Origin of the sequence: Frankia sp. AgB32 (assembly GCF_023243045.1) — a bacterium.
Lineage (GTDB): Bacteria > Actinomycetota > Actinomycetes > Frankiales > Frankiaceae > Frankia.
Map to the genome: position 1 here is coordinate 40,461 of NZ_JALKFX010000046.1, position 11,428 is coordinate 51,888.

The 11,428-nt window shown below is 72.2% G+C and carries 10 protein-coding genes; 8 read left to right on the forward strand and 2 right to left on the reverse strand.

The features are described from left to right. Positions 1-644: 644 nt before the first annotated feature. Together ctaD and MXD60_RS15860 are read left to right on the forward strand one after the other, a co-directional pair. The gene (gene ctaD, locus MXD60_RS15855; RefSeq protein ID WP_248819905.1) at positions 645-2,333 is read left to right on the forward strand and encodes an aa3-type cytochrome oxidase subunit I; all 1,689 of its coding nucleotides are present in this window, start codon (positions 645-647) and stop codon (positions 2,331-2,333) included. A 125-nt stretch (positions 2,334-2,458) separates the two neighbouring features. Next, positions 2,459-2,725: a hypothetical protein gene (locus MXD60_RS15860; RefSeq protein WP_248819907.1), complete on the forward strand. Its 267-nt coding sequence runs from the start codon at positions 2,459-2,461 to the stop codon at positions 2,723-2,725. Between the two features lie 101 nt (positions 2,726-2,826). Here the strand turns inward: MXD60_RS15860 and MXD60_RS15865 are convergent, their stop codons facing one another. After that, positions 2,827-4,383: a DHA2 family efflux MFS transporter permease subunit gene (locus tag MXD60_RS15865; protein WP_248819909.1), complete on the reverse strand. Its 1,557-nt coding sequence runs from the start codon at positions 4,381-4,383 to the stop codon at positions 2,827-2,829. A 284-nt stretch (positions 4,384-4,667) separates the two neighbouring features. Here MXD60_RS15865 and MXD60_RS15870 point away from each other — a divergent pair, with 284 nt between their 5' ends. Beyond that, positions 4,668-5,198, forward strand: coding sequence for a MarR family winged helix-turn-helix transcriptional regulator (locus tag MXD60_RS15870; protein ID WP_308222501.1), 531 nt, complete (start codon positions 4,668-4,670; stop codon positions 5,196-5,198). 121 nt (positions 5,199-5,319) lie between these two features. Next, a complete protein-coding gene (locus tag MXD60_RS15875) occupies positions 5,320-5,808 on the forward strand; it encodes a CBS domain-containing protein (RefSeq protein ID WP_248819911.1) in 489 nt (162 codons plus the stop codon). Between the two features lie 297 nt (positions 5,809-6,105). On the opposite strand, the gene MXD60_RS15880 is transcribed toward MXD60_RS15875, so the two are convergent. Continuing rightward, positions 6,106-7,866, reverse strand: a complete 1,761-nt coding sequence (locus MXD60_RS15880; protein WP_248819914.1) for an alkaline phosphatase D family protein — start codon at positions 7,864-7,866, stop codon at positions 6,106-6,108. Between the two features lie 276 nt (positions 7,867-8,142). Between MXD60_RS15880 and MXD60_RS15885 the strand changes: the two genes are divergently transcribed. The 4 genes from MXD60_RS15885 to MXD60_RS15900 form a co-directional block, all read left to right on the forward strand. Further along, complete coding sequence (locus tag MXD60_RS15885; RefSeq protein ID WP_248819916.1) at positions 8,143-9,612, forward strand: CATRA conflict system CASPASE/TPR repeat-associated protein; 1,470 nt, start codon at positions 8,143-8,145, stop codon at positions 9,610-9,612. A 115-nt stretch (positions 9,613-9,727) separates the two neighbouring features. Continuing rightward, positions 9,728-10,678: a caspase family protein gene (locus MXD60_RS15890; RefSeq protein WP_248819918.1), complete on the forward strand. Its 951-nt coding sequence runs from the start codon at positions 9,728-9,730 to the stop codon at positions 10,676-10,678. Then, positions 10,675-11,151: a hypothetical protein gene (locus tag MXD60_RS15895; RefSeq protein ID WP_248819920.1), complete on the forward strand. Its 477-nt coding sequence runs from the start codon at positions 10,675-10,677 to the stop codon at positions 11,149-11,151. Before MXD60_RS15890 ends, MXD60_RS15895 begins: the two co-directional genes overlap by 4 nt. After that, on the forward strand, positions 11,148-11,428 hold a 281-nt coding region (locus MXD60_RS15900), incomplete at its 3' end, for a CATRA system-associated protein (RefSeq protein WP_248819921.1). The genes MXD60_RS15895 and MXD60_RS15900, both read left to right, overlap by 4 nt.

Consider the following 11,428-nt stretch of genomic DNA (forward strand, 5'->3'; position numbering starts at 1 on the left):
GCGCAAACGATCTCCAGGCTTCCCTGGAGATCAACATGGTGGCGAGGTTCGCGGTACCGACCTGACCGGTCTTGCGGGCTCCGGCTGGCTCTGCGCCGGTTTGACGCGCCACGTGTGGGGCGGTCGGGCCCGATCTGGTGGCTCCGTTCGCGCGATGTCGGGTGAACCTCGCGGACCCGTGGCCGTGGTGTGCGCAGACCCCTGGTCCGCCTCGACCGGTGATTCGGTCGAGGTCGAGTCGGCAGCAGAAATGACACCTGGGCTACCCCGGTCGCCGCGGGCCGGGAGCGTGGGACCGGGTTGTCTCCGCTGTGATGGCGGACACCGGCAGGAAAGTGGTTCACCTGATGGTGGGAATTCTGGCACGGGACTTTCTGCGCGTGTTTCGGATGCCGGATTCCCGCTAGAGTTCAGGGCGTCGGGCCGGGTCGTGGAAGCGGGCGGATGGTTAGCGTGACCAGCGCCGGCAGGTTTCTCGGCCGGTGCGTCGAGCCGTGCGGCGCGGGAGGCGTCCATCCGCCGGTCTCGGCTCCGTCGGCGGTAACGACATTGTCATTGTGGGCTGCCCGGCGGCGGTCGTCACACCCGACGCCGGGACCGCGCGCGTCACCGCCGGCAGCGGCATCACCATCGGGAGCGGAATTGTGACAATCGTGCAGGACAGGCCGGCCGGGCACTCGGACCCGCCGGCGGGGGACGCGCCGCCGAGGGCGATGAAGACCCTGGCACAGTACCTGCGGACGACGTCCCACAAGGACATCGCGCTGATGTACACCCTGACCTCGCTGGTGTACTACGCCTTCGCCGGCGTGCTGGCACTGTTCATCCGGGCCGAACTCACGAAGCCGGGTCTGCAGTTCTTCTCGAACGAGCAGTACAACCAGCTTTTCACGATGCACGGCACGCTGATGCTGCTGATGTTCGCGACGCCGATCGCGTTCGCGTTCGCGAACTACCTGGTCCCGCTGCAGATCGGCGCGCCGGACGTCGCCTTTCCCCGGCTGAACGCCATGTCCTTCTGGTTCTTCTTCTTCGGGAGCCTGACGGTCATCGCGGGTTTCCTGACGCCGAACGGGGCCGCCTCCTTCGGGTGGTTCGCCTACGCGCCGCTGTCGAGCGCCGCCTACTCGCCGGGCGTCGGCAGTGACCTGTGGCTGGTGGGTCTCACCGTTTCGGGCCTCGGCACCATCCTGGGCGCCGTCAACTTCATCACCACGATCCTGTGCCTGCGGGCGCCCGGGATGACGATGTTCCGGATGCCGATCTTCACCTGGAACCTGCTGGTCACCTCGATCCTGGTGCTGGTGGCCTTCCCGGTGCTGGCCGCGGCGCTGATCGCGCTGGAGGCCGACCGCCGGTTCGGCACGCACATCTTCGACGCGTCCAACGGTGGGTCGATCCTCTGGCAGCACCTGTTCTGGTTCTTCGGGCATCCCGAGGTCTACATCATCGCCCTGCCGTTCTTCGGGATCATCACGGAGATCATCCCGGTGTTCTCCCGCAAGCCACTGTTCGGCTACAAGGGACTGGTCTTCGCGACCATCGGCATCGCGGCGCTGTCGATCGCGGTGTGGGCGCACCACATGTACGTGACCGGTGCGGCGCTGCTGCCGTTCTTCTCCTTCCTGACGTTCCTGATCGCGGTGCCCACCGGGGTCAAGTTCTTCAACTGGATCGGCACGATGTGGCGGGGGCAGATCAGCTTCGAGGCGCCGATGCTGTTCGCCGTCGGCTTCCTGGTGACGTTCCTCTTCGGTGGTCTCACCGGTGTTCTGCTGGCCAACCCGCCGATCGACTTCCACGTCAGTGACAGCTACTTCGTCGTCGGCCACTTCCACTACGTGGTCGCCGGCCTGCTGTTCGCCGGATTCGGCGGGATGTACTTCTGGTTCCCGAAGGTCACCGGCCGGATGATGAACGAGAAGCTGGCGCGGCTGCACTTCGTGCTGATGTTCTTCGGCTTCCACATCACGTTCCTGGCCGACCACTGGCTGGGTGTGAAGGGCATGCCGCGGCGTTACGCCGACTACAGCGCGGCGGACGGCTTCACCACGCTGAACGAGATTTCCAGTGCCGGCAGCGTCCTGCTCGCGCTGTCGACCCTGCCGTTCCTCTACAACCTGTGGATCTCGTACCGCAAGGGTCAGATCGTGACCGTGGACGACCCGTGGGGCCACGGAAACTCGTTGGAGTGGGCGACGTCGTGCCCGCCGCCGCGGCACAACTTCAAGTCGCTGCCGCGGATCTCCTCCGAGCGTCCGGCCTTCGACCTGCACTACCCGGAGGCTGCCGGTCAGATCGACTATCACGCCACCCCGGAGCTGCGCACCTGAGCACGGCGCACCCGCGACGGACGAATCGCCCCGGCCTCCTGACGAGAGGACCGGGGCGGTTCGGCGTGCGCGGGTGAAGGCCAGGACGGGTAGCGCCGGGCGGCGACCAGGGGGAGGTCGGGGGCGTGGGCGATGCCGGGGGCCGCGGCGACGACGGCCGGGATGGCATGAGCGAGATCACCGCCTGGCCGTCCTTCACCCCGTTCCAGGACCCCTTGATGCCGGTGTTGCAGCCCTTCTCGATCGTCCACCCGCCGGGTTCGACCCGTTCGGTGGCGACGGCGAACTCCGCGTCGAAGACGATGTCGTCGAGCTCGAAGCCGAGCGCGTCGGCCATCACCGCGACCGCGTCCTGGACCACCAGCAAGTTCGCCCGGGCCATCTCAGCATGACGCCCGTCATGCTGTTCGTTGCAAGATGCACCGTGACGGGGCTCGGAGCCAGCTGACCGTTACCGCCGGGACGGCTGGACACCCCGGCCCGGAGCGGGGTTCTACTCCACGGCGACCGGCGTGCGCGGGGCGGCCGCCTGGCCGTCCGCGCTGCCCGCCGCCGTGGGGGCCACGGGGCGGCCCGGCAGGAACAGGCTCGCGACGAAGCCGACGGCGGTCAGGGCGGCGATCCACCAGAACGTCACGCCGAACGCCTCGCCGACCTTGTCCGCGATCGGGCCGGGCAGCTTCGTCCCGGCCGATGCGGCGAGCGCTCCCGCGCCACCGACGTTCGGCAGCCGGTGGGTGATGGCGTGCTGCAGCTCGACGGCGACGAATGCGGTGGCCAGCGAGCCGCCGACCCGCTGCAGGATGTTCAGCGTGGTCGTCGCGCGCGGCACCGCCGAGGGCGCGAGGGTCGCGTAGGCGGCGGACATCGCGGGCATCATCGCCGCGCCGAAGCCGAGGCCGCGCAGGAACAGCGAGCCGACCAGCAGCGCCTCGTTGGTGTGTCCGTCGACCTGGGTGAACACCAGCGTGCCGAGCAGGGACAGCGCCATGCCGACCGGGACGACCGAACGGGGGCCGCGGCGGTCCGCGACACGCCCGGCGATCGCCATGGCGACCATCGCGCCGAGCCCCTGCGGGGCGAGCAGCAGGCCCGCGTCGCTGGCGCTCTGCCCGCGGGCGACCTGGTAGTACAGCGGCAGCAGGAACAGGGCGCCGAACAGCATCGCGCCGATCGTGAACGTCGTGACGCTCGCGACGGTGAACGTGCGGTCGCGGAACAGCCGCAGGTCGAGCAGGGCGTTGTCGTGGCGCAGCGCGTAGAGGACGAATCCGACCAGCAGGACCAGGCCAATGGCGATGCTGACCTGCACCTTCGCGGCGCCGAAGCCGCCGCCGTTGCCGGCCTCGGACAGGCCGTAGACGAGCGCGGCCAGGCCCGGGGAGATCAGCAGCAGGCCGAGCAGGTCCAGCCGGTGACTCGCGGAGCCGCGGTCGCTGCGCGGCAGCACCCGCCACGACATGAACAGGGCGACGACGCCGATCGGCACGTTGACGTAGAAGATCCAGCGCCAGCTCAGATGATCGACGATCAGGCCGCCGACGACGGGCCCGAGGACCGGCGCGATGAGCGTCGGGACGCCGATGATGCTCATGACCCGGTTCATCCGCTTCGGGCCCGCGGCCTGGGCGAGCAGCGTCATGCAGATCGGCATGATCATGCCGCCGCCGAGGCCCTGCATGACCCGGAAGGCGATGAGCGCACCCGCGGACCAGGCCACCCCGCACAGCGCGCTGCCGGCCACGAACAGCACCAGCGAGAGGTTCCACATCCGCGTCGCGCCGAAGCGCTCGACCGACCAGCCGGCCAGCGGGATGACGACGGCCAGCGCCAGCAGGTAGCCGGTGGTGACCCAGGAGATGGTGGACAGCGGGGTGTGGAACTCGTTGCCGAGGGCGTGGATGGCGACGGAGACGATCGTGGTGTCGAGAATCACCATGATCGCGCCGAGCATGACGGTGATGGACAGCCGGATCAGCGCTGGGTCCAGCCTGGTGTCGTCGGGCGCTGCGGCGGCGGGTGGCGCGGTCGCGTCGGGCTGATCGGGCACGTGGTCTCCGTGGCGGGGACGGCGTCCGTCGGGACGGTCGACGACGGCGGGCCGGGACCGGGCCGGATCCACCCTCTGCGGCCAGCGCGGGGGATCGGCGGGAAGCGGCGGGCGTCGTCCCGCCGGCGATCGGGCGAGACGGATCCTGTCGGTCCCCAGCATCGGCCGATCATTGGGTGGTGTCAAATATATTGTGGAAGCAACGGTATGGTGGGCTGAGGTGTCGTACGATCGAACCATGATCGGACCGGCTCGCGGGATGCCGGGACAGGAGGGCTCGACACGTGACCATTCCTGACCCCGCGACCCCCTACGCGGCGGCGGCCCCCGGCGACGCGGGTCTCGGCACGGACGCCGCCCGCGAGGCGTGGCGGGCCATGCTGGCGCTGACCTTCGGCGGGGAGGCCCCCAGCCGCATGCACGCCGTCTGCCAGACGTGCGACCTCACCCCGGCGGCGCTGAAGATCCTGCTGCTGCTGTCGAGCGGCCCCCGGCCGATGCGCGAGCTCGTCGAGACGTGCCGCCACGACCCGAGCTACCTGACCAGCGTCGTCGACCTGCTGGAGCGCCGCGGCGTCGCCCGGCGCGAGCCACACCCGACCGACCGGCGGGCGAAGCGGGTCGTGATGACCGAGGAGGGCGTGCGCGTGCTCGCGCACGCGGAGGAGATGCTGTCCGTGCCGCCCGCCTCCCTGCAGTTGCTCACCCCGGACGAGCAGCGCCAGCTCCTCGAACTGCTGATGCGCGTCGTCGACGCGGAGCCCGGCATCCACCCGGCGATGCGCCCGCGTCCCGTGCCCGCACCGTCGGGCTGAGCGGGAGGCCCGCTCCGGGCAAGCCCCGGGGCCGCCGTGAGCCGGGCTGATGGCGGCGGCATCGGTTGACCCCTGCCGTCGGGCGCTGGGACCCTCGTGGATCTGGCGATCCGAGGTTCACATGACGACGATGGCACTCCTCGTGGACGTGACCGCTGCCGAGGCGATGGTGCGCCACCCCAAGGTCCACGGCGCCGCGACGACCGTCGATGAGGTCCGGCAGATCTTCACCGATGACCACGTGCATGCGGTGCTGATCGTCGATGGCCGGCGGCTGGTCACCCTGATCGACCGCGCCGACGTTGCCCGCGCTGACGTTGCCCGCGCTGACGTTGCCCGCGCCGACGGGGCCGACGGCGGCGGTGCCGACGGGAACGATGACCGGCCGGCGGCGTCGCTCGGCCAGCTGACCGGGCGGATCGTCGCGCCCGCGGTGTCCGCCGCTGTCGCGCTGCGGGAGATGACGAACTCCGGCCGTCGCCGACTCGCGGTGGTCGACGACAACGGCGAACTGCTGGGTCTGCTCTGCCTCAAGCGCCGCGGCCACGGCTTCTGTTCGGACGACGACGTCCGCGCCCGTCAACTCGACCCCGGGGAGGTTCCCCGATGAGCACCGCCACCGAACATCGGGTCACGTGTTCGTTGTGCGAGGCCGTGTGCGGCCTGCGCGTCACCACCGTCGGGGACCTGGTGACGTCCATCAGAGCCAACCCGGACGACGTCTGCTCGTGCGGGACATTCCGCGTCTGGCCGCGCGGCTGGACCGGGGCCGAGCCGGACCTCGTGCTGACCAGCCGCCGCCATCTGCGCTCGCAGCGGAACCCTCGTCGTCAACGGAGTGCCCTGCCGGGTGCGCCCCGTCGCGGCCGGCCAGCCCGCCTGACGGCCTGGCCGGCGACGCCGCCGGTCAGGACAGGGCGACGCGCAGGACCTCGTCGAGGCCGCCGGGGGTGCCGTCGGGCTCGGTCTTGTCCAGGCGCAGCGTGATGGCGCGGCCGGCCAGGTCGAGGTAGGCGATCTGGCTTTCGAACCATGGACCGTCGGTGACCCGCCAGTCGATCGCCGGGTCGGGCGCGCCGGCGAGCTTCGCCAGCGCCCGGATGCCGCCGGCGACCACGCCCGCGCGGGCGAGCCGGTCGACCCGGCGCACACCCTTGCCCAGCGGGTTGCGAAACGGCGAGCAGACGGCCTGGTACACCGCGCTGCGCGCGCCCGGGAGGTCCGCGCGGGCGAGATAGGCGTGGTGGACGTCGCCGGAGAGCAGCACGATCGACGCGGGCGCCGGACCGTGCTCACCCGACGCGACGGCGCGCAGCAGCGCGGCCATCGACGCGAACGACTCCCCGAACGCCGCCCAGTGCTCGAGGTCGACCCGCTGGCGCACCCGCTCGGCCTGGCGGGCGGCGAAGCGGCCGCGACTGCCGGCGGCGAGTGCCTCGCTGGCCGCCTCCACCCAGTGAATGCCCGGGGTGAGCAGGTACGGCAGTGACGTGGCGACCAGCAGATGGTCGACGTCGCCGTCCTGGCGGGTCTGGCCGACGACCCAGTCCCACTCGGCGTCGGCCACCATGACGCGGCGTCCGCTGGGGGAGACGACCCGGGCGCTGCGGGAGTCGATCACCAGCAGCCGGGTGCGCCCCAGGTCCCAGCGGTAGCTCCAGCGGATGTCGTCCTGGCCGACGCCGTCGGCACGGGCGTCGGCGCGGCGGGCGAACGCCCGCAGCGTCTCCGTCGCCGTCCCCGGTTCGGTGCCCGTCCCGTCGGGGCCGCTGAGCGCGGCGAACAGCGGGTCGGCGGCGCGCTGCGCGGGGCCCAGGTTGCCCAGGTGCTGGTAGAGCCAGGCGGCCATGATGCCGCCGGTGATCCGCTCGTCCCACCACGGCGTCGAGCGGATCTCGGCTCGCCAGGCGGCGGAGATGTTCCAGTCGTCGCGGACGTCGTGGTCATCGAAGACCATCGCGGTCGGCACCGTCGAGAGCAGCCAGCGGATCTCCGGCTGCGACCATGCCTCGCGGTAGAGCCGGGTGTACTCCTCGAAGTCGGCGATCTCCTCGCCGGGCGGGCGGGCCGTGTCCCGTCGCCCGGCGATCCAGGCGCGGGTGTCGGGGGAGACATGGTCGGCGTAGACCTGGTCGCCGAGCAGCAGCAGGACGTCAGGGACCGGCCGGCCCCCGGGGCGGGCCGGATCGGCGAGGTGTTCGCGCAGGTCGAGGGCCAGGGCGTGCAGCGCGTCGGTGCCGAGGCCGCTGTCGTCCTCGTCGGCGTTGAGGGTGTACGGCTTCTCCTGCGGCGCGGTCACCCGGCAGGATCCGAACGCCAGCGTCACCGGTCTCGCGTCGTCCGGGCCCGGCGTCGGGCGAAGCAGGCTCGGCGGCTCCCCGGGCAGCGGCCACACCGGCTCGCCGTCGACGCGGACCTCGTAGGGCCGCGCGACGCCGCTGCGCAGGCCGACCACCGTGACCACGGCGTAATGGTGCTCAGCAATCGTGAACGTGCGCGCCGATCCCGATCCGGCCGACGGGCCGTCGGCGGTTCCGGTCAGGCCAGGGGGGCCGGGGGAGTCGGTGGTGCTGACCTCGACGGTGCCCGGGCTGGCGGTCTCCACCCAGATCGTCACGCTGGTCGAGTCGACGTGTCGCTGCATCGGGCCCAGGACCAGGCCTGCCATGGCGGCTCCCTTCGGGTCCGGTCCGGATTATCGTCGCGGCGATCAGACAACGACAGGGCTGACCGGATCGTCCCCTGCCGGCCACCGGCGCCCAGGCGCGGTGCCGTGGGCGGGCAGCATCTCGCGGCCCGGCGTCACCCGGGGCGGCGAGACGCGGGGGCCCGGCGCGGTTGGCGTTGCCGGACTGTGATCGACTGGGTGCCGATCCCGGACGGTTCCCTGACAGGGCGTGCCTGGCGTCGCCCGCGCCGTCCGAGGCCGGGGAGGGCAGACCGGGTGCGCTCGGCGGAACTGGTCGTCCACGTGTTCACGCCGCTCGACGGTGGCCCGCTGGGCGAGCGCGGCTACACGCTCCTGCGCGAGCTGTGGCACGCCGGCCGCGAGGAGCTGGGCCTGTCGCGCCCGGCGTCCGCGATCGACGTCCCGACCGAACTGCCGCCGTCCGTTTCGGCGTTCGCGCCGGGGGCGCTGCTGGCCGTCCAGCAGGCACCCGCGGACGGCGGGGGAGTGTTCCAGTCGGTGCTGCGCCGCCACCAGGGGCTGCTGTGCCTGTCGGCGGTGCTCGCGCCGGGACCGGACGGGCGGGCGGACGGGTTCGACTGGGCGCCGCTGGAGGCCCGCTGGGAGCGGGTGAGCGCGCCCTCGCACTCGGACCTGCTCGACGAGACCCGGATCTACCAGGGCCTGCTGCCTGCCTTCGACGTCCTCGAGGGCTACCCGCACGCGGCGACACCCGAGCTCGCGGCGGCCTGCGCGCCCGCGCTGCCGCGGTTCGACCGGGCGCCGGGATGGGAGTCGCGCGGTGCCTCGACGATCTCCGGGTTCGCGGTCTGGGAACCCGGGGCCGGCGCGGACCACCGGGCACTGCGCCGGCTGATCGTCCTCGGCGCCGCCGACCGCGAGGCGTCGCTGGGAGCATGGACCTGGTCGGCGGGGGACACCGCGCCCGCGCCCCTGGCGCTCTACCTGGCGCAGGCCGCGAAGATGCGCCTGCAGGGCCGGGTGTGGGCCGGCGGGAGGACCGCCGAGCGGCTGCGGCGTCGCCTCGACGGCGCCGCGACGCGGCTCGGCGACCGGCTGGCCGCCGCGGGCCTGCTCGGCGTCGACCGGGCGCCCGGCGCCGCCGGCCTGGTCGACCCGGATCTCGCCGACGGCCTCGCGCGTCTGCGCGCCGAGGTCTTCCACGAGGTGTCCGTGCGGACGACCACCGAGGATCTGCGGCGCAACGTGGAGATCGCCGCGGCCAACATGCGGGCGCTCACCCACCGCGAGGTCATCCCGACCGGCTACGCCGACCCGTTCCGCGAGGACCAGGAATGCGCGGAGCACCTCGTGGGCCTGCTCGCGGACGCGCAGGCGTTCCTGCACGGCGCCGGTCGCCGCGCCCGCGAGGTGGCCCGGGTCTGCGCCCGGCTCGGCGTCCTGGTCGCGCCGGCCGCGGGCGCGCCGGTCGACGTGCGCCTCACCGGCGAGGACCGACTCGCCCTGCTCGACGAGCTGGCCGACGTCTACGCCGACCCGGTCCGGGCCCGCCGGCTCGTGATCGACCTCGGCGCGCCGCGACGCCACCTGCCGGTTCCGGAGGGGCACAGCCCGCGGGACTGGTGGGCCGAGGTCCTGCACGAACTGGAAAGCGGGCTCGTCGCGACCCCTGTCCGCGGCGTGCTGCGAGCGGCTCTGGCGTCCTATCCCCACAACGTCACCTTCCGGGCGATCGCCGCCCGGTACGGCGAAAAGTCGCCCTGATCAGCCCTCGGTATAATCGGCGCCGATCATCCGGAGTTCCGTTGTCGGGCCTCGGGCCCGTCCGCACGTGCACGGGGGTGAACGTGATGGTGCCGAAACGGCGGGACGGTACGCGGTGAAGCGTGCCCTGCTGGTGGGGGTCGACGAGTACGACCTCTTCCCGTCGCTGACGGGCTGCTGCAATGATGTCCGCGCGCTCGAACCGCTGCTGCGGCGCAACGAGAACGAGGAACCCAACTTCAGCTGCAACATTCTCACCAGTGATCGGGGCCAGGTCACCCGGGACAACCTGCTGGCGAACCTCCGCAAGCTGCTCAACCCGGCGGGCAGCGTCGCCCTGCTGTACTTCGCCGGCCACGGTTATCGGCAGGACAACGACGTCGACCTCGTGACCTCGGACGGGACCGAGAAGTCCCCGGGCGTCGCGTTGTCGCAGGTGCTCTCCATAGTGCAGAGCTCGCGGGTGCCCGAGATCGTTCTCATTCTCGACGCCTGCTTCTCCGGCGCGGCGGGCGGTGTGCCGCAGCTCGGCTCCGCGTCGTCGACCCTGCGGCCGGGAGTGTCCATCCTCTCCGCGTCCCAGGACGGCGAGGCCGCCGGGGAGCGCGGCGGGCGGGGAGTTTTCAGCTCCTACCTGGAAGACGCGCTGCGCGGTGGCGCGGCGGACCTGCTCGGCAGGGTGACCGTCGCCGGCGTCTACGCCTATCTGTCCGAGATGTTCGGCCCGTGGGACCAGCGGCCCACCTTCAAGGCGAACATCGACCAGCTGCACGAACTGCGCCAGACCCGCCCGGACATCTCCCGCCCGCGGCTACGCGAGCTCGCCGCGCTGTTTCCGCGGCCCGATTACCACCTGCCGCTCGACCCGTCCTACGAACCGACGGAGGAACCGCGCGACCTCGGCCACGAGGCGGATTTCGCCCTGCTGCAGGCGGCGCGCGCGGTGAAACTGGTGGAGCCGGTGAGCGAGGAACACCTGTACTTCGCGGCACTGCACTCGACGGCGTGCCGGCTCACCCGGACCGGCCAGCACTACTGGAAGCTCGCGCGAGAGGGACGGCTTTGACCGCTGTCGGGTTCTCCGGCCATCAGAACCTGCCTGCGCAGGGAATCTCCCACATCACCCAGGAAATGGTTTCCCACCTGGAATCGGTCGAGCGCCCGCTGGTCGGGCTGAGCTCGCTCGCCGCCGGCGCCGACCAGCTTTTCGCCCGCATCGTGCTCGCCGCCGGCGGATCGCTGCACGTGCTGATTCCCAGCCACGACTACGCGTCCACCTTCCACACGGCGACCGATCTCGCCGACTACCACGCGCTGCTCGGGCGGGCCGAGCAGGCCCGACACCTGGCCTTCCAGACGGCTTCCGAGGAGGCGTTCCTCGCCGCGGGCCACGCGGTCGTCGACGAGGCCGACGAGCTCCTCGCGGTCTGGGACGGGCTGCCCGCCCGTGGCCTCGGCGGCACCGCCGACGTCGTGGCCTACGCCGAGGGACTCGGCAAGTCCGTGACGGTCGTGTGGCCGATGGGCCTGCGGCGATGAGGGAACCGCGCCGGGCGAGCGGAGGGGGATCGACCGCTCGCACGCCGGCCGGCTCGCGCGAACCGGGCGACGGAGCGCGCGCCGCGGCCGTGCGGGTCCTGCGCACGGCGCCGGACTGGTCGTTGCCGGCCGCGGCCTGGCAGCCGCGCACGCACCCGGCGCGCGCGACGGTGGCGACCGCGCTGGGCGAGCTGGCGAGGGCCCTCGAGCAGCGGGACGGGACCGCGTTCGCCGCCGCGCTCGGCGACCTGCGGCGGCTGGCCGCCCGCGGCGGCGC